18 protein-coding genes are annotated in these 24,375 nt (G+C 42.8%); 1 reads left to right on the forward strand and 17 read right to left on the reverse strand.

The features are described 5' to 3' along the window. Positions 1 to 62: 62 nt before the first annotated feature. The 5 genes from pcp to FFM75_RS07730 form a co-directional block, all read right to left on the reverse strand. On the reverse strand, positions 63 to 710 hold the full coding sequence (gene pcp, locus FFM75_RS07710) for a pyroglutamyl-peptidase I (protein WP_137628596.1): 648 nt from the start codon (positions 708 to 710) through the stop codon (positions 63 to 65). Positions 711 to 728: 18 nt separating this feature from the next. Then, on the reverse strand, positions 729 to 1,652 hold the full coding sequence (locus FFM75_RS07715; protein ID WP_137628597.1) for a DUF979 domain-containing protein: 924 nt from the start codon (positions 1,650 to 1,652) through the stop codon (positions 729 to 731). Continuing rightward, the gene (locus tag FFM75_RS07720; protein WP_137628598.1) at positions 1,645 to 2,334 is read right to left on the reverse strand and encodes a DUF969 domain-containing protein; all 690 of its coding nucleotides are present in this window, start codon (positions 2,332 to 2,334) and stop codon (positions 1,645 to 1,647) included. Before FFM75_RS07720 ends, FFM75_RS07715 begins: the two co-directional genes overlap by 8 nt. A gap of 242 nt (positions 2,335 to 2,576) precedes the next feature. Continuing rightward, a complete protein-coding gene (locus tag FFM75_RS07725) occupies positions 2,577 to 4,535 on the reverse strand; it encodes a sugar MFS transporter (RefSeq protein WP_137628599.1) in 1,959 nt (652 codons plus the stop codon). A 23-nt stretch (positions 4,536 to 4,558) separates the two neighbouring features. Beyond that, positions 4,559 to 6,613, reverse strand: coding sequence for a beta-galactosidase (locus FFM75_RS07730; protein ID WP_137628600.1), 2,055 nt, complete (start codon positions 6,611 to 6,613; stop codon positions 4,559 to 4,561). 279 nt (positions 6,614 to 6,892) lie between these two features. On the opposite strand from FFM75_RS07730, the gene FFM75_RS07735 reads away from it, so the two are divergent. Further along, positions 6,893 to 7,903, forward strand: a complete 1,011-nt coding sequence (locus FFM75_RS07735; protein ID WP_137628601.1) for a LacI family DNA-binding transcriptional regulator — start codon at positions 6,893 to 6,895, stop codon at positions 7,901 to 7,903. Between the two features lie 55 nt (positions 7,904 to 7,958). Here FFM75_RS07735 and FFM75_RS07740 read toward each other — a convergent pair whose 3' ends face one another. The 12 genes from FFM75_RS07740 to FFM75_RS07795 all read right to left on the reverse strand — a co-directional run bounded on the left by FFM75_RS07740 (position 7,959) and on the right by FFM75_RS07795 (position 24,281). Then, complete coding sequence (locus tag FFM75_RS07740; protein ID WP_137628602.1) at positions 7,959 to 10,613, reverse strand: DUF5776 domain-containing protein; 2,655 nt, start codon at positions 10,611 to 10,613, stop codon at positions 7,959 to 7,961. Positions 10,614 to 10,850: 237 nt separating this feature from the next. Continuing rightward, the gene (locus FFM75_RS07745; RefSeq protein WP_137628603.1) at positions 10,851 to 14,099 is read right to left on the reverse strand and encodes a LamG-like jellyroll fold domain-containing protein; all 3,249 of its coding nucleotides are present in this window, start codon (positions 14,097 to 14,099) and stop codon (positions 10,851 to 10,853) included. A gap of 232 nt (positions 14,100 to 14,331) precedes the next feature. Then, entirely contained in the window at positions 14,332 to 15,090 is a 759-nt protein-coding gene (locus tag FFM75_RS07750) for a DUF4886 domain-containing protein (protein ID WP_137628604.1), read from the reverse strand. Positions 15,091 to 15,121: 31 nt separating this feature from the next. After that, positions 15,122 to 16,888, reverse strand: a complete 1,767-nt coding sequence (locus FFM75_RS07755; protein WP_137628605.1) for an ABC transporter ATP-binding protein — start codon at positions 16,886 to 16,888, stop codon at positions 15,122 to 15,124. 25 nt (positions 16,889 to 16,913) lie between these two features. Continuing rightward, a complete protein-coding gene (locus FFM75_RS07760) occupies positions 16,914 to 17,447 on the reverse strand; it encodes a MarR family winged helix-turn-helix transcriptional regulator (protein ID WP_137628606.1) in 534 nt (177 codons plus the stop codon). Between the two features lie 176 nt (positions 17,448 to 17,623). Further along, on the reverse strand, positions 17,624 to 18,565 hold the full coding sequence (locus tag FFM75_RS07765) for a LacI family DNA-binding transcriptional regulator (RefSeq protein ID WP_137628607.1): 942 nt from the start codon (positions 18,563 to 18,565) through the stop codon (positions 17,624 to 17,626). A gap of 5 nt (positions 18,566 to 18,570) precedes the next feature. After that, complete coding sequence (locus tag FFM75_RS07770; RefSeq protein WP_137628608.1) at positions 18,571 to 19,380, reverse strand: HAD family hydrolase; 810 nt, start codon at positions 19,378 to 19,380, stop codon at positions 18,571 to 18,573. A gap of 184 nt (positions 19,381 to 19,564) precedes the next feature. Next, the gene (locus FFM75_RS07775; RefSeq protein WP_137628609.1) at positions 19,565 to 20,740 is read right to left on the reverse strand and encodes a pyridoxal phosphate-dependent aminotransferase; all 1,176 of its coding nucleotides are present in this window, start codon (positions 20,738 to 20,740) and stop codon (positions 19,565 to 19,567) included. 2 nt (positions 20,741 to 20,742) lie between these two features. Next, positions 20,743 to 21,726: a ketopantoate reductase family protein gene (locus tag FFM75_RS07780; RefSeq protein WP_137628610.1), complete on the reverse strand. Its 984-nt coding sequence runs from the start codon at positions 21,724 to 21,726 to the stop codon at positions 20,743 to 20,745. A gap of 19 nt (positions 21,727 to 21,745) precedes the next feature. Then, complete coding sequence (locus FFM75_RS07785; protein WP_137628611.1) at positions 21,746 to 22,408, reverse strand: methionine ABC transporter permease; 663 nt, start codon at positions 22,406 to 22,408, stop codon at positions 21,746 to 21,748. Then, positions 22,401 to 23,429 (reverse strand): methionine ABC transporter ATP-binding protein, encoded by a 1,029-nt coding sequence (locus tag FFM75_RS07790; protein ID WP_137628612.1) that lies wholly within the window; start codon positions 23,427 to 23,429, stop codon positions 22,401 to 22,403. The genes FFM75_RS07785 and FFM75_RS07790 overlap by 8 nt, the downstream gene beginning before the upstream one ends. A gap of 12 nt (positions 23,430 to 23,441) precedes the next feature. Continuing rightward, on the reverse strand, positions 23,442 to 24,281 hold the full coding sequence (locus FFM75_RS07795) for a MetQ/NlpA family ABC transporter substrate-binding protein (protein WP_137628613.1): 840 nt from the start codon (positions 24,279 to 24,281) through the stop codon (positions 23,442 to 23,444). Positions 24,282 to 24,375 lie beyond the last annotated feature (94 nt).

Raw genomic sequence — 24,375 nt, forward strand, 5'->3', positions numbered from 1 at the left:
AACAAATAACCCTGCTTAAATCAGAATATGATTTAAACAAGGTTATTTTTAACAGTTAATTTTTAGGCAATGCTGCCTTCAATGGTTTCGATATCGTTTTGACCATCTCGATCAACGATGGCAGTTAACGCCGCCGTTAAACCGCGAACGTCGTCATCTAGCGACATTGATGGCGTATTAGGCCGTCCAGTTACTTGATCAGGTAAGAATGGAATGTGGATAAAGCCCGCTTTTAATTGTGGAAACTCCTTCGCCCGCATATATTGCACTTGATACATGATATGGTTGCAAACATATGTCCCGGCAGTCGTTGAGACCACACTTGGTAAGCCCGCGGCTCGAATGGCACGCGCCATCGCCTTAACTGGCAATTGCGTAAAGTATGCATTCTCCCCATCTTCATGAATCGCGCGATTTAGGGGTTGGAAGCCAGCGTTATCCGCAATCCGACCATCATCAAAGTTAATTGCGACCCGTTCTGGTGTTAAAGCGAAGCGACCACCTGCTTGACCCACGTTCAACACATAGTCTGGTTGCGCATCAACGATCGCATCATGAACAACTTCGGCACACTTATCAAATACCGTTGGAATTTCCAACTTAATAATTTCAGCGCCGGCAATCGTATCTGGCAGCCGTTTTACGGTTTCAATAGCTGGATTAATCTTATCGTCACCAAAGGGATCAAAGCCCGTTACTAAAATTTTCATCAACAAAAACCTCCGAATTTAAAATGCTAAGAAATACATCAAGAAAATTTGAATGACTAATAATGTGATCGCGATTGGGGCTTGTTGCTTAATAACCCCCATGTTGTCCTTCATTTCCATCAATGCAACTGGCAACGAATTGAAATTGGCTGCCATTGGCGTTAATAAGGTCCCACAATAACCAGAAGTCATCCCGATTGCCGCGACCACAACAGGCGCCCCGCCCTGAGCCACAACAAACGGAATCCCAATTCCGGCAGTAATGACGGCAAACGCAGCAAACGCGTTCCCCATAATCATCGTGAAGATCGCCATTGCCAAACAGTAAAGGACGACACCTAGCAAATGGTTCCCAGTTGGGAAGACGCCGGAGATGGCCTTGGCTGTTAATTCGCCAACCCCAGAAGCAGTAAATACTGCACCAAGCATCGCTAACAATTGTGGCAAAATCCCAGCGGTACCCATCGAGCGAACCATCCGTTCACTATCATGATAAGTCGTCTTGGCACTAGACTTCGTCATCCAGGCGGCAGTGATCAATGCAATCACCGAAGATATCCCAATCCCGATTTGACCGCCAAGTGGGGTAAATTGGGCAATGACAATCGATAAGATCGCCAATACGACACTTGGTAAGAAAATCCAACCGCCCAAACGTTTAGCTGAACTCTCAGCAACTTTTTCATCGATACCTTTAATATTGCCAGGTTTGATTTGTTTGAGTAATGACAACACCCCGAGGAGTAAAATCAAGACCCCAATCACAGCATATGGCAAAATCCGACCACCCGCAAAAATCACTGCTAAGATGACCCAAAATAAACCGGTCCCGATACGAGCTGGATTTTCTTTATCGCGGAAAGATTCGATCCCGGCAAATAGCATAATCAACCCAATCAGTACATAGAAGACTTCCAGAAAATTATTAATAAAATTAGTCATGGTTAGCCTCCGATTTCCGACCGCGATCAATGTTAAATTGACGGTCAAAATGATGATTATACAAGCTGGTGATGATAAACGTAATTACTGCCATTGGAATTGAGTACAACACAATACTGGTTGGTTCAACGGCATGACCCAGTGACTTCATGGTGCTGGCCATCAATAAGACCCCACCTGAAGCCACGAATAAGTTCTGCGCATAGAAGTTCCCAAAGTTATCTGTCGCTGCTGAACGGCCTTTGATCAAATCAATCTGCTTAGGCGTTAGCTTTTCCTTAGCACTCGCGGCTGCTTGAACCATCGGACTAATCAGTGGCCGAACAAATTGCACTTGGCCAGATAAGGTAATCCCAAAAGCACAGGCCACTTCGCGAATCAGTAAATATAAATTCAAGATTCGACCCGGCGTTAAATTCTGCAATTTTTGGATGGCATTCACGGCCGACTGTTTTAAGCCATGGCGTTCAATAACCCCAATCATGGGTAACGTCAAGAAGAACAGTGAAACGACCCGGTTTTCAATAAAACTCTTCCCGAGTAATGTTAATAAGTCTGGTACCGAAATGCCAGCAACCAGTGCCGTCGCAACGGCAGAAACGATCACGACCGCAATTGTATCAAGTTTAAAGGCAAAGCCTAAAATGATGATGACAATCCCAATCAATTTAAGGTATTCCATGCAAAAGCCCCCGTTTTTCATATAGTTTCTCATTATAATTTAATGATTTTATTATTGTAAACGTTTTTCTTAGATTAGCATGCTTCCTTAACTATCGTCAAATATTACTGAATTTATTTTTTAATCATGTCGATTAAAAACGTTGCTATATCAGCGTTTATCAAGCATAGATAAAATTTCTTATACCTAAGTAAAAAAGCACCTAATCAGTTTTTTTCCTGATTAGGCGCTTAATAAACAACCTATTTTTGTGTCAATGTGACTTGCATGATTTGATCACCATGCTGAACTGTTTTAGCTATAACTGGTGTTGTTTTTGACAAACGACCAGGTTGCGTAAAGAAAGTAATGACGGCATCATTGTACCCACTTTGTCGAATCAGATCTCGATCAAAGGTCAATAATAAGTCACCAGCGTGCACTTGTTGACCATCTTGATAATAAGTCGTGAAGCCTTCACCACGTAAATTGACGGTGTCAATCCCCGCATGAATAATTGTTTCCAACCCATTTTCAGAGATAATACCAAAGGTATGTTTCGTTGAGAATGTAAACTTGATCGTACCATCAAATGGTGCATAAATGCGGCCATCACTCGGTTGAATGGCAAAACCAGTACCAGGCAAGCCTGCCTGATCAATACCGTTATTCACATCAGCTAACGCTAAGACCTGACCACTAACTGGTGCTAACACTGTAGTGGTAAGCGCATCACTAGCGGCCTGCGCTGGTGTATCGCTGATACTCATATCGCCTTCAGCTAACTTTGCTTGTAATTCATCCACAATTTCCGCATGTTTCTTTTCAGTGATCTTCACTTTGAACATGAAGACTAATAAGGATAAAATCGAGCAAGCCAATGGCAAGTAAAACGCTAATGTGTTAAACGTATTGATGTCATGTGCTGTCATATCAGCCGCAGTGGCACTCCCAGTCATCCCAGCAACTAAGGCAATTGAACCAACGATTCCGTTTGAGAAGGCCCCAGTAATCTTATCAAGCATTGGCCGCACTGCTAAGACGACCGCTTCATTCCGGTTACCATTCTTTAATTGTCCATATTCAATTGAGTCGGTTAAAGATAAAACAACCACTAATTGTGCAAACGTAAAGTTGAATAAAATCAAGCCACAGATTAACATCACCATGTTAGTATGGGCCGTGATGAAAATAACGTAGGATAAAATCATGCAAACTTGGCCAACCGCAAATAACACTTTTCGAGGAATAAACTTGTTTAAGATTGGATACAAAGGCGCAGTCCCAAAGCCAATCACAGTAGCAACGGCCCCGGCAATCCAAAATTCATTGGGCTTACCAACAACGAACTTGAAGAGATAGAACAAGACCCCATTAGTGACCACGTAAGCCAATGAATATAACAAGTAAGCTAAACTAATCCATAAGATTTGGTCGTTTTTCGCAATCCCAACAAACACATCTTTAATAGAAGTTTTTTCGTTAGCAGCTTGGCGAATCGCATTATTTTTTTCAGTCGTCCCAAACGCCACACAGAGCGCTGACAAGACGGCCACAATCCCGACAATAATGGCAAACGCTAACCAACCTTGAGGCCCTTGGGTATGTTTACCAGTGGCGACAAAGGTGAAGTAAGTCGTAATTGGCACAACGACCATCGTCAAGCCGTTCCAACCAATTGAACCAGTGAAACTCCCTAGCGAGGTAAAAATTCCTCGTGCATGACTGTCTTCACTAATCGCTGGTACCATGCCCCAATAAGAAACATCCGCTAGTGAATAAAAGATATCTAAAACGACGAATAAAATAACAAAGACAATGGCAAATAATACCCAGTTAACTTTGGCTAAGCCAAAAATACCAGTAAAGATAATGACCAATAGTACCGAACTAACGATACTCCCAATGACTTGCCATGGTTTAAACTTTCCCCAGCGGGTCTTCGTATTATCGACCACATTCCCTAAGATTGGATCAATGACAACTTCGGCTAAACGAATGACCACCACTAACCCAGTAATCAATCCAATGAGCTTATTAGCGATTGACGTTGGTAAGCCGCTGAACATCCCACTCGTGACATAGACGATAAAATACGTACTTAACGCCCCATAAAACGCCGAGTGACCTAAATTACCTAACGCAAACGCGATACCTTCGTCAATTTGGTGCCAGGATAACTTCTTTTTCGTTGCAACTTGTTGACTTGCATTTTCTTCCATTAGTTTCACCCCGTTATATTGACTTATTTAGTCGCTGCAAACACACGGACCCCATATGCGGCTAGCGCTTGTTCACCTGTCACTGATCGATTGGCATGTAACGCATCAGCAAACTCAGTTGTCAGTGTGACCGTTGCTGGTTCATGACTAAAGTTGATGGCAAAGTAATACTTGGTCGTTGCATTTTCTCGCACTTGAATCGATACTGCTGGCGAAGACTTATGCATGCCCAAATTTGGTTTCAACTGTAGTTGAACGGCTAAGCGGTCATAAAAATCAGTTAAAAATGCGTTATCCGTTCGCGCAGCTAGGTAGTACGCGGTCCCACGGTCAACTTGATTTTCAGTCACAGCCGCGGTCCCAGCATAAAAGTCTTGTTGGTAAGTGCCTAACGTTTTAGCTGTATCAACTGTGACCAAATCACTGTAATCACTAATTTGATACGTTTTACCAAATGCAGCCAATTGGTTGTGTTGTTCTGGATAATAGGTATCAGTTTCAGTCACAGCTAAACCATAAGTCGCTTGTAAATCTGGTAACCAACTACCTTGATAAGCCAAGAAATCCCGATCAACAATCCCGGTAATATAAGTTCCAACTAAGTGACCGCCTTGCGCAACATAAGCTTTTAGTCTAGCCGCAAAATCTGTACTCATCATGAAATGCATTGGATCAATGACTAAATCGTAAGCCGTTAAATCATCAGTCGTCCCGACAAGTTCCACCGGAATGTCATGTTCCCAGAAATATTGGTAATGATTTTGAATCGTTTGCCAGTATTGCTTCGTTGCTTGTGCATAATTGCGGGCATCATCTAAGGCCCACATATTGTCATAATCAAAGACAATGGCAACTTTAGCTGCGGTTCGGTGCGTATCATGAGCAGCTTGTAATCGTTTCAAGTCATTGCCAACCGTGGTCACATCATGAAAGACGCGGGTTTGGGTGCTCAAGTTATTCGTAATCACTGAACCATGGAACATTTCGGAAGCGCCACGCGATTGATGCAATTGGAAATACATAATAGAGTCAGCACCATGTGCAATCTCTTGCAAACTGGCCATCTCGTGCATCCCCGGACGTTTAGCCCGATTAACTGGATGCCAATTTACTTGTGAAGGCGTATTTTCCATAATCAAGTAATTGTCATGTTTTAAGCTGCGCATCATATCGTTCATCAAAGCGGTCTTCATGGCTAAATGTGCGCTACTTTCATAGCCGTTACTCCAATTTGGATATGAATCCCAACTAACCACATCAACATGTTGTGCAAACTTTTGATAGTCCAAGTCGTAAAAGACGTGTGATTCTGGTGGATTACCACCCATAAAGTTAGTCGTAATTGGGATATTTGGTGTCAGTTCACGTAACGGTTTGATTTCATTTTCGTAAAAGTCGATGGTACGATCCGTAACGAAACGTTTCCAATCTAAGTTCAACCCCATCACATCAACATCACCATGTGGATTAGGTGCTTGAACTTGCGCCCAATCAGTATACGTATGGGCCCAGAAACCACTCCAATAAGCATGATTTAAGTTATCTAACGTTTGATACTTCGCTTGTAACCAATGCCGAAATTCAGCCTGGCATAAATCGCAATAACATTGACCACCATATTCATTAGAAATATGCCACAACACTAAGTTGTCACGATCACCGTAACGTTCAGCCAGTTTGCGATTAATTGCTTGCACTTTTTCACGATAAACTGGCGACGTATAACAATGATTATGCCGTTCGCCAAATTGATTACGCTGACCATTTTCATCAACCCGGAGAACTTCAGGATACTTTTGTGCTAGCCATTGTGGTCGTGCCCCACTTGGGGTTGCCAAGATAACTTTGGTATTTTGCGCCGCAGCGCGATCAAAAATATCATCTAACCAACTAAACTCATAATGTCCTTCCGTTGGTTCTAATTTAGCCCAGGAAAAAATACCGACGGTAACCGCATTAATCTTGGCGGTTTTAAAAGCGGTAAAATCTTGATCAATGATTTCCGGTTGATCTAACCACTGATCAGGATTGTAGTCGCCACCATGTAGGAATTCATTGACTTTTAAAGGATTCGTCATTGGTAAATTCGCTCACTTTCATTTGGTAAAGTTTTTAGCTTAACTTGATGGCTTAATCATAGCGGAATTCAGGCACTGATGAAAGCGGTTTAATAAATTAATTACTAAAAGATGATAAACAAAATTTAAACGTGTTTACTAGCATTACCTTCCTTTACTTTCGCGATTGTAAGCGTATTATTAAAGTAACGAGTTTAACCGTGTTTAATGGTTAGTCATTTTAATTCAACTTATAACTAACCAAATTTTAGTAAACAATTACCTCAGGAGGTGGTTACGATGACAACGATTCGTGAAATTGCCGCTAAGGCTGGCTATTCACCCGCTACCGTTTCGCGGCTATTGAATAATGATCCAACCTTTTCAATTTCCGACACAGCCCGCAAGCGTATCTTAAAAACCGCGCAAAGCTTGAACTACCAACAGCCCAATACCAATCATGGCTTGGCCTACAAAATTGCCGTTCTTTTTGCGGTAGAACCACAAAAAGAACTCGAAGATGTGTACTATAGTAATTTACGTAAAAGCATCGTCGAACATGGTGATAAGTCTAATTTCCAATTAACCTTCTATCATAATTTGGAGGCGGTACCACCAGATATTGACGGGTTCATTGCTGTCGGTGAATTTTCCAAGACTAGTTTGACCAAGCTCAAACAATTGTCACCACATCGTATCTTTGTAGATGCCAATCCTGATTCACATGACTTTAGTTCGGTTCAACCTGACTTACAAGCTATGACTGAACGGGCCATCGATTTGTTCCGAGCTAGTCATGATACCCCGATTGGCTTTATTGGCGGCGGCTTTTGGTCTGACCATCAGCATCATGGTGGTCATATGGATGCGCGTCAGAAATACTTTGAAAGCCACATGCGTGAACTTGGCTGTTTTGATAGCCGTTTTGTCTTTATCGGCCGCGACTTTTCAGTTGAAAGTGGCCGGGCCTTAGGTGAACAAGTCGTCACTTCACTAGTCGACCAACCATTACCTAAGGGCTTTCTGGTTGCTTCTGATCCACTAGCCGTGGGTGTCTTACAAGCATTTAATGAACATAAGATCACCGTCCCAGTTGATACGGCAATTATTAGTATCAATGATATTGATATTGCCCAATACGTCTCACCGCCACTGACGACTTTTAGAATCGATACAAGTGAACTAGGCCAACTTGCGATCAACGCGTTAAAAGAATCATTGATTTTCGATACCCGTGGCAAACGTACGATTCTATTGGATGCGGATTTGATTTACCGTAAAAGTTTTCCTAAACCAGATGATGAAGCATAGTAAAAAGGGAGCCATCGCCAAGTTAATTTTGACGATAGCTCCCTTTAATTAGGTCTTATTTGGCAAAGTAAGCGTGAATCATGTGCTTATCAGCAGTAATGTATTTACCATTTTGTAATTGGAAATGATACTTACCTTTGACCTTAACAATCTTCTTAACCTTCAAGACTGCATTCTTCTTGTAATGAGTTGCCTTACCAGTCAGGTTCTTGCTCTTGTAAGCTGATAATCCACGTGGTGCGATTACCTTAACCTTAGTGGCTTTCTTCGTGTATTCAGCACCTGTTACAAATTTGCTGCTAGTGGTGATATAACCAGTCTTACCGTAAGTCTTAGAACCCTTATTGATATCCTTAACTTGGTAACGATTACCCTTCTTCGTTACGATTTTGAATTGGGCCCACTTATTTTGAGTTTTAGCAGTAAAGAACTTGTAACGATTGTGCTTCGTAAACTTAGTACTCTTGTAGAAGCCAATCTTCTTTTGTGCGTAAACAACTTTGCCCTTGAGCTTGTTAGCTTTATGCTTGCTTGGCTTGGTTGTTTCTTCAGGTTTAGTGGTTTCAGTTGGCTTGGTTGGTTTCGTTGGCTTCGTAGTTGAAGTCGATGAACCAGTTGAGCCGGTTCCTGGAGTTGTGGTTACACTTGAGCCACCAGTACTTGGGGCAGTATAGCCATTACCACTCGTTGTCGTACCGTTATTAGTTAAGTCAGGTAAAATTTCATTACCAGTTGATGTGCCTAACATTGCTTCCTTAAGCGTGACATCTTGGCCTGAGTTGGTCTTACCAGCCTTGAATTGAACCGTTGCTAACTTACCAGTTGGCGTCTTATCATAGCTAGTTGTTAATTTAAGAACGCCATTTTCAACAGATTGCCGGATTACTTTAGCGCCAGTTGGTACAACCACTTGAGCGACTTCACGGCCAGCTAAGTTAATGCGTGAATCAACTGTCCGAATTTGACTGTCTTGCCGAGATTCACGACCCTTAAGTGTCAAGTCAACTTTATCTTCACCACGATTTAACTTGATTGATTCAACATTCCGATTCTTCTTCGCCAAATCAGTTTGGTTCAAGAATGCTGATGAATCAAAGACCTTACCAGTCATCGAAGCTGGTTGTTTCACGCGTAATGCATTTAAAACTAAAGCACTAATATCGGAATTGCTACCACCGTTCAAGCGATGACCACTATCGATGGTTTCACCACCAAGGGCAATGAAGATATTCTTGTTAGAATCGTCGTTGGTATACTGTGCTGAACCATGGCTCTTCATACTACCGCCATGATCGGCATTAGCGATGACTAACGTATCATGCGCATGACCAGTTGCTTCTAGTTTATCCATAACCTTCTTAAACAAGCCATCATATTGTTCATATTTATCCCAATAATTATCATCATACCAGCCTTGGCTATGACCTTGCCCATCCATGTAATCACTTTGCATATAAACTAAGGACGTATCTTTAAATTGATCCGTACCAACGTAATCTGCAACATCATCAAATGATTTCAAACTCTTAGATGGTTGTGTTGCAACTGGAGCATCTGCTTCCGTAATCCCATTCAAGATTTGTGTCCATTCAGCAAACGCTGCGGCACCTTGGTGTGGGTTAGCTTGTTGCAATACCTTAAATACTGATGGGTATTTAGGCGTTTGCTTACCGAAATCATTGAAATAGAATTGACCAGCAGTACCGTTAGTCATTTGATAACTGCTATCCATATCCCCCCAGGCTAAACCATGAAGCATTGAGGAATAATTTTGTGCTGAAATCGTTGGTTGCACCGCTTGGGCAGTCGTACTCATAGCAAATTGCTTGTTAAACAAGTCCATCGTATAAGTGTTTTTTCGTTTAGCTAAAATTTCAGCGTTTGCTTTATCTTGTTCGGCATTACCAGTAGATTTTGCAACCCATTTAGGTAATGTTGCTTTATCCTTAGCATAGTACATTCCTTCAGGACTCCAAGGATTACCACCACCATCAGTTGTCAATACGATGACATGCTTATATGGCCGAATTTCGGCAGCTTTGGCAACTTCTGCTTGCCGTTCTTTAGGTGCTAGCGCAACGTCACCAACACCAACAATACCATCACCATTGTAATCATTAATGTCTTTGGCATGGATCGTGACATTTTGTTGACCACCATAATCCATATTCATGTCCGTAGCTGCTTGACCATTAACACTAGCTTTGGCACTCTTAATGGCAATTGTTGCCGTACTGTTCTTATTACCAACAGCTTTGGCTTTTAACTTAACCCGCGCCAAACGGGTTTTATTATATTCACGGAAATCCTTACCAGATAAATCTGCTGTTGAACTAACATGGACGATACCATCTTTTACTTTAGTAACGGTAGTTTTATCGCCACCAAGTAATTGATCCGCACCGATATACTCGAATTGAGTGGTGTCGTAGGTAACATCATATTCAATTTTGTCCACTTTAACACCCAATTGACGGGTGTGTACATTCAAACTATACGTATGACCAGTGACAACGTCAGAGGCTCCGACAAGTTTTGCACTAAATGATTGAATATTAGATCTAACAGTTGCCTGTGCACCATCTTTTTGAACTTGTGTCATGGCCGGTTGGTTGTTCGTTTGGCCAGCCGCAAAAGCTGGGACTGTCGTTGTCATGACAGTTAAAGTTGCTGAACACAGCGCGATAGTTGTCAACACTCGGGATTTCAAAATATAATCACTCCACTATTTTATTTGATGTAGCCGATCGACTTACTTTAATTAGTTTACTGAATAAATGTAAAAATCCCGAAAGTGTCTGGTAAATGTTATGTTTATTTTCAGAAAATAATTATTTAATTTGCGTAAATGTTTTGTATCTATCATTTCTTAAAACAGAAACTGGTTTCTTTTACGTCCTTCAAAAGGCAATTAACCTCTTACAATTAATTGCCTGACTTGATGTAACTACTTATTAAAGTAAGCATGAATCAAATGTTTATCTGCAGTAATGTACTTGCCATTTTTCAGTTGAAAATGATACTTGCCGTTGACCTTAACGATCTTTTTAATCTTCAAGACCGCATTCTTCTTATAATGAGTTGCTTTGCCCTTAAGGCTCTTTGTCTTATAAGCTGACAGGCCACGCGGATTAATAACCTTTACCTTAACAGCCTTCTTAGCATATTCAGCCGGGGTAACAAACTTGCTACTTGTGGTAATATACCCCAGCTTACCGTAAGTCTTAGAACCTTTATTGATATCTTTGACTTGATAGCGATTACCCTTTTTCTTCACAATCTTAAATTGCGCCCATTTATTTTCAGACTTAGCTGTGAAGAACTTGTAACGATTCTTCTTGGTGAACTTAGTCTTCTTATAAAAACCGATTTTCTTTTTAGCGTAAACAATCTTACCTTTTAATGCATTCTTTTTATGTTTACTTGGCTTTTTAGTTACTGTCGGCTTTGTTTCACCTTTGTTTTGACTTGGCTTAACTGGTTTCTTCGGCTTAGTCGTATTGCCTGACGTACTTGGTACGACCACATGGCTGCCACTACCTGGATTAGCAATTGAAGTCACATCTTTATTTGCTAAATCAGATAAAACTTCTTGACCTTTATCAGTCCCAAGCATGGCTTCTTTAATTGCAACTTTGCCCGCTGATCGCGTTGGGTTACCTTTCATTGAAACAGTTGCCATAGTATTACCAGGTTGTTGCTTGAAGCTTAAGGTCAACTTCAAGATACCATCTTTCACATCCTGGCGAAGTACTCGCGCACCGGTTGGCACTTCAACCTTGTCTACACTTTGACCAGCTAGATCAATACGCGTATCAATCGTTCGAATTTGACGATTATTTTCCGGCTTAAACTTCAACGTGAACTTGTTCGCCGTTCGTTCCAAATTCACCGCTTCAACTTGACGATGTTTCTTAACTAATTCAGTTTGGTCTAAGAATGCTGAAGGATCAAAAACTTTTCCTGTCATTGAGGTGGGTTGCTTTACTTTAAGCGCATTTAAAACTAACGCCCCAATATCGGTATTACTTCCACCATGTAAACGACGACCAGCATCGACCGTTTCACCACCAAGTCCGATAAAAATATTGTAGTTTGACGGATCATGGGTGTAAGCCTTTTGACCGTGCGCGCGCATACTACCGCCATGATCAGCATTCGCAATAATCAACGTATCGTGAATATGACCAGTCTTTTCTAACTTGTCCATCACGGTCTTAAACATTTGGTCATAGCGCGCATAATGTTCCCAATAGTCATCGTTATACCAACCATGACCATGCGCACGAATATCCATTTGATCACTTTGCATATGAATAAACGATGTATCGTTAAACTTATCACTGCCGATATAATCAGCCACATCATCAAAAGACTTAAATGCAGCTGGTTGTTCCTTTTCCATTGCGGCATCTGGTTCCATAATACCGTTCAAGAATGGTGCCCATTCTGAAAAAGCAGCTAAATTACGTTTCGGTTGAGCGCGCTGTAAAACTTTGAATACCGAAGGATACTTTTCAGTTTCTTTCGTCTTACCAAAATCCGCAAAATATTGTTCGCCAGCCGTCGTATTAGTATCTTGATAGTTTAAATCCATATCTCCCCAAGTCACGCTGTGAATCATCGACGTATAGTTTTGGGCTGAAACAGTTGGTTGTACTGACTTAGCAGTCGTACTCATGGCAAATTTGTTATTAAATAAGTCCATGGCATATGGATTCTTTCGTTTTTCCATAACAGCCGGATTATCCGTCCAAAGTGGTAAGGATTGCTCATTTAGTGCATAATACATGCCTTTAGGATTCCACGGATTGCCACCACCATCAGTTGTTAACACGATTACATGCTTGTATGGTTGAATTTCAGCATCTTTAGCAACTGCTACTTTTTGATCTTCAGGTGCTAGCGCCACGTCACCCACACCAATTAAGCCATCACCGTTAAAATCCCGTTTATCTTTAGCATGAATAGCAATCGTTTGATTACTACCAAAAGTCATATCAGATTTATCTTGCTTCTTACCTGCAAGACTGACTGAGGCATTCTTTAATGTAACCGTTGTTTTATCGTCATGTGATGTCTGCTTAGCTTTTAAGCGAACTCGTGCCAACCTATTTTGACTATATTCTCGCATCTCGCGAGTCGAAAAGTCCGCGGTTGATGTAATGTGTAGCGTATGATCATTCGTTGCTGTCACCGCGGTTGCTTTATCCCCACCTAATAGCTGGTCAGCGCCCGCATATTCAAACTTAGCTGGATCAAAAGTCACATCATATTCAACCTTATCCACATCGCCAGCTTTTAATTGACGTGTGTGCACATTCAAATTGTAATTATGACCGGCAACAACATCAGTTGCCCCAAACAACTGAGTATCAAATGCCTGTTTAATCGGTGCTTCATCATGCACCGATTTACGAGCAGTATCACTCAATTGTTTAACTTGATCACCAGTAAGACTCTGGGTATAAATACGCGCCGCCTTGATTTTACCTTTCATCGCGGCTTTTAAATTACCATTAGCATCAACTGAATCCGCACCAAGCATGAATGACTTTAATTGATCAGCAGCTTTAAAGCCACCGTTATTGTAGGCCGTTCCTCGTAACTTGCCGTTAACGTATAAGCTCGTTTGATTATGGGCAACGTCGGTCACACCCACCACATGGACCCAGCGATCTTTCTTGAGATCAGCACTAATTGTTTTAGCACTTTTCTGATCACTACTATAGTAAGTTAGTTGGTCATTTTCATTGATGCCCAAACTAAAGCCAAGATTATCTTTGCTTGATAAAATATCATGCTCACCCTTAGTATTATCACCTGAATACTTAAAGAACGCCTCTAAGGCGATACCAGTTTCAACTTGTTTATATTGGTCATTACTGATTGGTAATTTATAAGCTGATTTGCCATCAAACGTCGTCACCTTACCATCATTAAGATTAGTATCCGTTTCAACTTTGGGACTACCGATAACCGAGATACCTTTGATATTATTCGCTGTATCGATTGGCGTTGCTTGTGACAAGTCAATATCTGCAAATGCCTTGGCTTTTTCAATCACCGCATCAGTTCGACTAACTTTCGGTTGGTTGGCATTAGCCTTAACCGCTGCTGCAGCTGGGGCCGCAGTAGTAATTAACGTTAACGTTGCAGAACATAACGCAATAGTTGTCAACACTCGAGAATTCAAAATATCATCACTCCATATTTATATTTGTATAGATATAAATCTATGTCGTTAAGCTTATCGAACCGATGTAAAGTCAATGAAAATTATCTGTATTGAAACCGTTAGCTTTCTGAAAAGCAACTGTATAGCTAGTGTAAACATTATATAGATGACAATATTCTAGGTTGAAATTGTTTCCTTTCACGTACAAAAAAGGCAATCAACCCCCTCGGTCAATTGCCTCACCAATCTATTAAACTTTAGCCTGCATCACGGCTTCATTGATCAACGCCACCAATCCACTATCCGTCGTTTCATCCGGCACTAATGGTGATTCTGGTACAAGCGACGCTGTCTTCAAATCCAGTCCCAGTAATGTCTGCGCCCAGGTCGCCCCGGCCGCATATCGACCGTAGACAAAATCCAAATGCATACCGTCGCGATTCAATGAACGTCCGCCAGCCGCAACGTTAAACGCCTCAGTCTGCCGCAAGTTTTGAATCACAGTTCCCACTGGAATGAGACCGACATTGAATTCAGTTGCAAGCGCCTGATACACAGTCGTCAATTCTTGATACATCAACGCTTCATTATAATCATACTTCGCAAATGCGTCACGATCACAACCCGTTTCAAATGCCCACGTTTGTTGCAACCACAAGCGTGCATTAGGCACCCGCTGCTTTAAATCAGCATATAGCAACGCTGCAAAGTGGCAAGCTGGATCTTGCATCCCCGTAAAACCACTCGCTTGATGCGACACGATATCGTCCCAATCCTCAGCAGCCAAAACTGTTTGCAACGACACTTTTTCGGTCGTGAATTGCCCGTTTAATTCATATAAGTACGCGGGTACATCTGATTGTAGATTAGCCCAATGTTGTTCAAACATCCCACCTGGTAAAAACAGATTGACGACTTTAGTGGCAACACCGGCACTAGCAGCTAAGTCATGCACATAATGGGTCCCATCACTACCAAAACTACTACCAATACAAAGAATCTTTCTCATCTTATCTCTTGCCTCATTTCAAGCATTCAGCTTAAGCTTTAAACTGAATTTTGACGTAATCGCGATACAATGGCAGACTGTCCATTAACTCTTGATGCGTGCCGTGCCCACTAACTTGACCAGCTTCAATAAAGTAAATCTGGTCCGCATCAACGATCGTACTTAATCGATGCGCGATTACTAATGTTGTCCGCCCTTTCATTAACTCACCGAGTGCTTTTTGAACCATGGCTTCAGATTCTGAATCCAAACTAGCCGTTGCTTCATCTAGCATCAAAATCTTTGGATCCCGCAAGAATGCCCGCGCAATGGCTAAGCGTTGCCGTTGGCCGCCGCTTACTTTAACACCACGTTCACCAACTTGAGTATCCAAGCCATCAGTCATTGCTTTGACGAATTGATCAGCAGATGCCAATTGCAATGCATGCCATAATTCAGCATCGCTAAACTCACGATCAAACCCATACGTTAAGTTATGCCGAATCGTTCCAGCCATAATCGCTGAATCCTGACTCACATACCCAATCTGTGATCGCCAATCGCTTAAGTTCAAATCGGCCACATTTTGACCACCAATCGTCACTTGCCCGGTACTTGGTTGATAGTAGCGTTCTAGCAAACCAAAGATCGTTGATTTACCACCACCAGAAGGTCCAGCAAACGCGACGACCGTGTTCGGTTTGGCCTCAAAATTAACATCTTTTAAGACCGGTTGACCATCTTCGTAGCCAAAGTCAACATGCTGCATCGCTAACGTTTGGTTTGTCACCGACTTCGTTTCACCGGTCGTTAATGCTTCTTCTGGTTCTTGCAATAAGTCGCGCACCCGTTCTGTTGAACCATTCGCTTTAGACAATGTCGTAAAGAATTGTGCCAAGGTCCCAGCTGGCCCCACGATTTGGAATAAGTACATCAGAAATGAAACCAAGGTACCCATTGTCATCGTCCCAGCAGCTACTCGGGCGGCCGCATAAACTAACACCCCTACGAACAACGCTAGCATACCAGCCGTCATAATTGGCCCAGCAACAGAATCATAAATCGCTTCTTTTAAGCCAATTTGGTAAAGCTTTTTGATTTGCCCAAAGCCGGTGGTCGTTTCATAACTTTCAGCATTAGATGATTTTACCAATCGGATTTCACTCAAGGTTTCATCCGTGGCCCCACTAAACGTCGCGAGTGCATCTTGGCGTTGACGGCCAACTTTACTCGATTGACTCATGATGGGTAACATCAACAATAGTAACAGCGGTACCGCAATAAACATGATCGCCGTCATCTTCCAGTCCATCAATAACATGATGACTAGTGCACCGAATAGTTGTAACAACGATGTGACCATTTGTGGAAATGAATTGGCCAGCAAGTCTTTGATTTGGGTCGTATCATTAACGAGTCGTGAGGTCATCTCACCCGTTTTAACATCATCAAAGTAACTGACTTTTAAACGAACCAGCTTTTGCCATAACGTTTGTCGCAAATTAGCGACGACATTTTCACCAAAGATACCTAACAACGTGCCTGATAACGCACTAATCACCGCGCTAGCAACAAATAAACCAATCACTGCTAACAACAACGTGTGATTAATGCCGTGGCTAAACCCATTGATCAACGTTTGCGCAAACTTAGGCACGATCAACTGAAAGCCAGTCGCAATCATCCCTAATAGTAACCCAATCCAAAGTTGCCAATAACGCGGCTTCGTCTGTCGAATTAAGCGTAAAAAGCCCCGTAAATCAAATTTGCTACGTTTAGTTGGCGCCGCAGTCCGTGGCGCACCCATTCTCCGTTCCATTGCTTATGCCTCGATCTTCTAAAATTTAAAACCAACGCCGGCCCCAGCCAGCTTGATGTGGAAAGCCTTGATGATGGTCCCCATGGGGCATAAAGTCCCGCAAATCCAGGTCCGCCACACTATGACTTAGCTTGGTTAATAATCGTTGTAGCTCAGCCTTTTCATCATCATCTAAACCACTGAATAATTTGTCGGTCAACGCATCGACTTGGTCATCACGGTTTGCAAATAACTTTTGGCCGTTTTCGCTTAACCGGACGATGACCGCCCGCTTATCACGTTCACTCGGAATCCGTTCTACCAGCTCAGCATCTTCTAACCGACTGATCGTGGCACTAACCGAACTCGGTCGAATATCAAGCAATTCCGCAATTTCAGCATTCGTTAATCCTGCTGGTGATTGCGACAATAATTGCAAGAGCCGCATTTGCCCGCGACCGCCACCGTGCATGCCATTCATCCCCGCCAATTCGCGTTGATGCATTACAGCCATCATGAACGCCCGGTTTTGCATTAATTTACCAAAACTATTAAATAGGTCTCGACTTGAAGTTGTCATTATTTTTTCCTCCTGTTGATTGAATGTTAATTATATTAGCACGATAGTTAGTTTAAAACAACAAAAACTAACCATTTTTCTAACTATCAGTAAAATAAAATCACTATAAGTCCTGATACACCAAGGATTTATAGTGATTAAAAATTGTTAGTTTTTATTTTTAGAAACTAACTAAACTACTGTTTTTCAATAAAAGTCGAATCAATCGCAACGTTGGTCGTCGCCCCACTAATCGCGAGTTGTAAGGCATTTTCGCCAACAGTATTGAAATAATGATCAATTGTGGGTAAATGCGCGACTTCACCCGATAACTGATGTTCTTGCCCGATTAAAAATGGGACGGGTCGGCCAGCCTGCTGGTAAGCACGCGTAATGCCAATGGCAATATCATCACTATTCGCTAAGATGGCATCGAATTGAAACCCACGTTTAATAAAATCAGTCGCGGCCCGTTGTCCGTCTGCTAACGTAATGACATCCGTGGCACAAATCGCTGCCGCGGGCCGCTGCCCGAAAACCGCTTGATAGGCATCGGCCGTCGCTTGACTAGTGGCGCTAACTGCAATCGGCCGACTCAACATCAAGCCGATATTTTGGTAACCATGTTGTTTGAGATACGCTAACGCTTCCCGATAAGTCGTGCGGCGATGGGCGTAAGCCGCCGGAATGCCACTATCATGAGGGTGTTCACACACCACGATTGATCCATATTTCCGATACCGGGCCAGTCGGGGCAACGGCAAGCCATGCGAGGTAAAAATCAGTGCATCATACGCTTTTCGACGCAAGCCTTCTAAATAATCTAACTCTAAGTCTGCATCATACCGTGACGATAACAGAACCACATGATACTTAGCTGCAAACGCAGCCGTCGTAATACCATGAATCAACTGGGTAAAATAGGGATGGTCAGAATGGGGCAACACCACTCCAACGTTAAAGGTCTTGCCACGACTGAGATCACGGGCCACATCGTTGGGCACATAATCTAATTCATCAACGACTTTTTGAATCGCCGCGCGAGTAGCTGCTGAGACATAATTTTTTTGATTAATAACTCTAGAAACGGTCGACACTGAGTATCCCGAAAGCCGTGCAACATCGCGAATGTTAGTCATGGGGATCACTCCTTTTTTAAATAAGTTTGAAAGGCATAAGCAACGCCATCTTCAGCGTTGCTTTTCGTCACATATGGACTCACCGCTTGAATGTCCGGGGCCGCATTGCCCATGACGATCGGCATCCCAACTTGAGCAAACATCGGCAAGTCATTTTCACTATCACCAATTGCCGCTAGTTCAGCCTTAGCTAATTGATACTGCGCTTGAATAAAGTGAATGCCACGCGATTTTTGCGCTGCATCACTCGTGATTTCTAAGTACGTCAAGCCTGATAATTTTGCACTAATATCTGGATAGTTGAGCTTTTTTAAAGCCGCCGCCAACGCACTGATCAACTTAAAGTCTAACGTAATCACGGTAATTTTAAAAATCCGTTGGTCGGCATCGGCCATTAAGTCGTCATAACTCGTGACTTGTACTGGTTGACCAGTCAACCGTTGTTCATGCCGGACACCACCGTCGATTCGTTCGGTATACCAGTTATCACGCGTATAGCAACTTAAACTAACACCCGGAAATTCATTTTTAATAAAATTCAATAACATCTCCGCTCGGCTGTGTTTCATGGGATGCATTTGTAGCGGGATCATTTTGCCAGCTTGCCGCTCGTAAATCAAGCCGCCGTTAAAAGCAATTTGTGGGCCCGTTAGCTTTAAAGCATCCACAGCCGCTTGCATTTCCATCGGTGCCCGGGCCGAAACTAAGGTCACTGGCAGCCCCCGTTCTTGCACAGCTTGCGCGGTCGTGGCATTGACCTTGCCCGTGGGGTCTAACAGCGTACCATCTAAATCTGCAAATAAATATTTAATCATCTTATTTCCCTCCGCAATCGATTTTCGATGACTTAAGCATACTTTCTCGAACGCGTTCGAGGTCAAGAAAAAAGTTAAACTTTAAGTTAAGTCGCTATCTAATGCTGTTTATAACCACTTTTCAACTCGAACAAGTTGCAACAAAAAAGCCCAGTCGCTAAGCAACTGAGCTTGAATTAAAAACTTATTTATCAAATAAATGTAGTTTGGCAATTCGTTCGCATGCTTCGGTAAACCGGGGTTCATCGATCAACAGACCAACCCGGACATAGCCCTCGCCACCTTCACCAAACCCATTACCTGGTGCCACTGCCACGGCGGCCTGGTCTAATAATAGATCCGCAAAGCTTTCACTCGTATACCCCTCAGGTACTGGCATCCAAGCATAAAATGACCCACCGGATGGATAAGGTTCCCAACCAATCTTACGAGCCGCCGCCCAGAACTGATTACGCCGTTTTTCATACAACGCAACTAAAGCATGGACGGTGCTTTGATCACTATCGAGGGCCGCAATCGCAGCATCTTGAATCGCGGGAAAGACACTGACGAATAAGTGATCTTGAATCAAGTTCAAGGCTTCGATCATATCGGCATTCCCAGCCGCAAAGCCGACCCGCCAACCGGCCATATTGAAGGATTTCGATAAAGTATACATTTCGATACCGACCTCTTTAGCGCCCGGCGTTTGTAAGAAGCTAACTGGTCGCTTACCATCAAACCCGATTGCCCCGTAAGCAAAGTCATGGACGATTCCGATTTGCTTTTCATTCGCAAAGTCGACCGTCTTTTGGAAGAATTCTGGGGTGGCAACGGCCCCAGTTGGGTTGTTCGGATAATTCAAGTACAACAACTTAGCCGCTTCGGTAACTTTAGGATCAATATCGGCATAATCAGGTAAGAACGCATTTTGGGACTTAAGCCGCAACAATTCCAACTTAACTTGTGCCAACGTGATCCCCGACAAGTAATCTGGATAACCGGGATCTGGCAATATCATCGTATCCCCAGGGTTCAACAAGGCAAATGGCAATTCGACTAACCCAATTTTACTACCACCTAAAACGGCGATTTCTTTTTCAGGGTCAAGTTTGACGCCATATTCACGTTCATAAAAGTCCGCGGCCGCTTGCTTGAAACGAGGCAACCCACGAAACAGTGAATACTTGTGATCAGCCGGATTGGCAGTCGCTTTTTGCATCGCTTTAACCACAAATTCTGGTGTCGGCTGATCAGGATTACCCTGACCTAAGTTAATCACATCAGCGCCGGTCGCGACTTTCGCATTGACCTTTTTCACTAAGTTAGCAAAAAACTGTTTTGGTAATTGTTGTAAGACCTTGGATTCTTCAAATTTCACGATTAGTGCTTCCCTTCTGTAACAGCCGTTAGACTCGCCACATCAAATGTGCCCGCAAATTCTGCCAAATGGACCAAGTGCCGTAAAAACTCATGGGTCTTTGCTTCATAATGATACTTGACCCCTAAATCATAAAGGTAGCCGTTGATATAATCAACTTCCGTTGGCCGTTGTTTAGATAAATCTTGATACATCGACGGAAAATGTAAGGGATTGGTTTCACTGCTGACATACTTAATTGTGGCCCATTCTTCTTCCCGCGTATTCAGTAACGTAATTCCAGCGCGTTCACAAACATCAAACGCTTCATTGATAAGTTGTTTACCCAACTTTTCAGCGGATGGTGCCTGAATAAACTCACCCATTTGAATTTGGAACATGGTGCATAACGTGTTGATAACTGAGTTAAAAATCACTTTGGCCAATAGTGTCCCTAAGAAGTTCGTCGTTAAATTTGGATTTAAGTTAGCTGCTTGAAATTCGGCGACGATTTGATGGGTCGTCGCGTCGGGTTGTTCTGTTTGATTGGCAATGTTCATCGAGCCAGCCCCGGATGCGCCAATAAAGTCGACATCACCGGCTTGATTCAAAACTGTCCCAATCAAAGCCGTGCCACCGAGCACTTTTTCAGGCTTAAAATATTGATTTAACTTCTCAATATGCCCCATCCCATTCATCGCAGTTACCGCATATTGACGATCGTTGAAGAAATGCGCAGAACGTTTTAAGATGTCGGCTAAGCCCATTTGTTTGGTGAAGAAGATCAAGACATCTGGGTCACCATGATAAGCTTCTGGTGTACTGATATTCACTGGAACTAAATGACGATTTTGACCATCGCGAGACACGTAGACCCCGTGTTGCGCTTTAATCGTTTGGACTTGTTGGTCCCACGTATCCACAAAGTCGACCTCATAACCAGCTGCTTGTAACAAAATTCCGTACCGTAACCCCATGGCACCGGCACCTAAAACGGCATAATGCATTTGAATCGTTCCTTTCTATCTATGACCGTGTATAGTGTTCTGCTAATTGATCGCCACACCACTGCACGATTTGCACAATTACAATTAAAATCACAATCACACTGACTAACACACCGGTATTATAGCGGTTATAGCCATACTGAATCGCCAAGTCACCAATCCCGCCGGCACCAATCGTTCCGACCATAGCGGAGTAACCTAGTAAACTGATTAGCGTTAAAACGATGCCCCGAATCAAAGCTGGTAACGCTTCTGGAAAGAGCACTTCTTGAAAAATCAACCAAAAGCTAGCACCGGTTGACCGGGCCGCTTCCACGACGCCAGCATCAATTTCAGCAAACGCGCCTTCAGCCAGGCGAGCAAAAAACGGAATTGCTGCAACAGACAAAGACACTGCCCCGCCCAACGGCGTATAGGGATCGCCCGCAACAAGCTTGGCAAATGGAATCAACACAACCATTAAAATCAAAAATGGCAATGAGCGGATCGCATTGATCACAAAGCCAACAATACTGTTTGTCACCGGATGTGGTGAAAACAATGGATTCGAGAAGTAATACAGGAATAACCCAATTAAGGTGCCAAAGATAATGCCAATAAAGCCTGAGATAAAGACCATCTTAGCGGTATCCCATAAGGCTTGACCTAAGTTTTGTTGTAAAATCACAATTGTCTCATGCATTGACACTCACCTCCTCGACATAATCGACCCGTTGTTGAAATGCCTGAATCGCTTGACTGATGGCGACAGCACTACCCGTTAAGTACACGGCGAGTACCCCAATCGCCCGATCTTGAATAAATTCGACCCGACCTTGAATGATATTGATATCGACCCCAGTATTTTTAGCAATTTGCGTGATAATCGGACTTAATGAATCACTCCCGCGATACCGTAAAGCCAATAACTGCCCGGTCTGCTGGATTAATTGCGCCTGAACTTTTGCCGGTAAGGTCGTATCTAAGAACCGGTTCACTAACCGTTGACCCATGTCAGATTGTGGTGCCGCAAACAAATCGTAAGTTGCTGATTGTTCGACTAAGCATCCCGCTTCCATAACCGCGACTCGATCAAACAAGCTACGCGCAACTTCTAGCTGATGGGTAATAAAGACAATCGTAATATGCAAGCGCTGATTAATATCCTTTAAAATCTGAATAATTTCTTCAGCGGTCTCAACGTCCAAAGCACTAGTTGCTTCATCACATAAGAGAATATCGGGATCATTAGCTAACGCGCGCGCAATCCCGACCCGTTGCTTTTGTCCACCTGACAGCTGACTCGGATAGTTATCTTGTCGATCAGCTAAACCCACGAGCGCCAGTAATTCAGTAATCCGCGCTGGTTGTTCTTTTTCTGGGTACCCGCCAGCCGTCAAAGCAAAGGCGAGATTTTGTGCCAACGTCCGATTACCGATCAAATTAAAATTTTGAAAGATAAACCCAATCTTACGTCGAGCAGCGGCAATCGTTTTGGCACTAGCTTGCGTTAAGTCAGTTCCATCCACTAAGACTTTGCCGTTAGTCGGGGCTTGTAAATAATTGATGGTCCGGACAAGGGTTGATTTACCGGCCCCTGACAAGCCAACAATGCCAAAGATTTCACCTTTTTCAACACTTAAGGACACGTCTTTGACCGCATGGACAGTGCGCCGTTTTTGCTGAAACGTCACGTCAATATGTTGTAATTCAATTTGACTCATTAGCGCACCTCCCTATTTCCATGAAGCGGGTTTATCAAAATCTTTGAATTCAGATTTGGCGATTGCTTGTTTGAAAGCCTTACTGTTTAAAACTGATTTAACTGCTTTGGCAAACTTTGAATTCTTATTGCTGGTTTTAACGACGAAAACTTCTTTATAATCTTCTTTTAGTTTTTCCAAGGCCAATGCTTTAGATGGTTTCAATTTTGCATTCCATGAATAGTTCCCAGGAATCAACGCAATCGTCACATTACTCATTGATTGTGGTAATTGGGCGGCATCAAGAGTCTTAATCTTCAACTTGTCTGGATTGGTTGCAATATCGGCGGTACTAGCAGTGGCCACATTGATATTTTTCTTTAAGGTAATGAGCTTTTGGGCCGCTAATAGTTGTAACGCCCGGGCCAAGTTTGAGGGATCATTTGGTAGTGATACCGTATCGCCTTGCTTCAAGTCGCTTAACTGACTAATCTTCTCAGAATAAATCCCCATCCCTAACGTTGGAGTTTCACCAATTGCGGTTAACTTCAAATGGTTGGCTTTAGCAAACGTCTTTAAGTACAAGGTATGTTGGAACAAGTTGGCATCAATTTCGCCGGAATTCAACGCTTTATTGGGTTGCACATAATCATTAAATTCCTTTGTAACCACCTTGTACCCCTTCTTCTTCAACAAAGGTCCCAAGACTTTCGTCGCCATATCCCCGTAAGGGCCAGGTGCCACCCCGATTTTGACCGTTTTTAACTTCGTGTTGCTCGCTTGGGTACCACCGAACCGGCTAAACCCAAAAATCGCTGCAAACACGACAATAATCCCGACTAATGCTAATACCCACTTTGTATTTCTTCTCATAATCAATTCCCCATCTCTCATTTTTTTATTAGTTTTAAGGTAATAAAAAAAGTCGTCCTGTTATCTCAAATAACAAGGACGACTTCACGGCCGC

The organism is Lactiplantibacillus daowaiensis (assembly GCF_005405085.1).
GTDB lineage: Bacteria > Bacillota > Bacilli > Lactobacillales > Lactobacillaceae > Lactiplantibacillus > Lactiplantibacillus daowaiensis.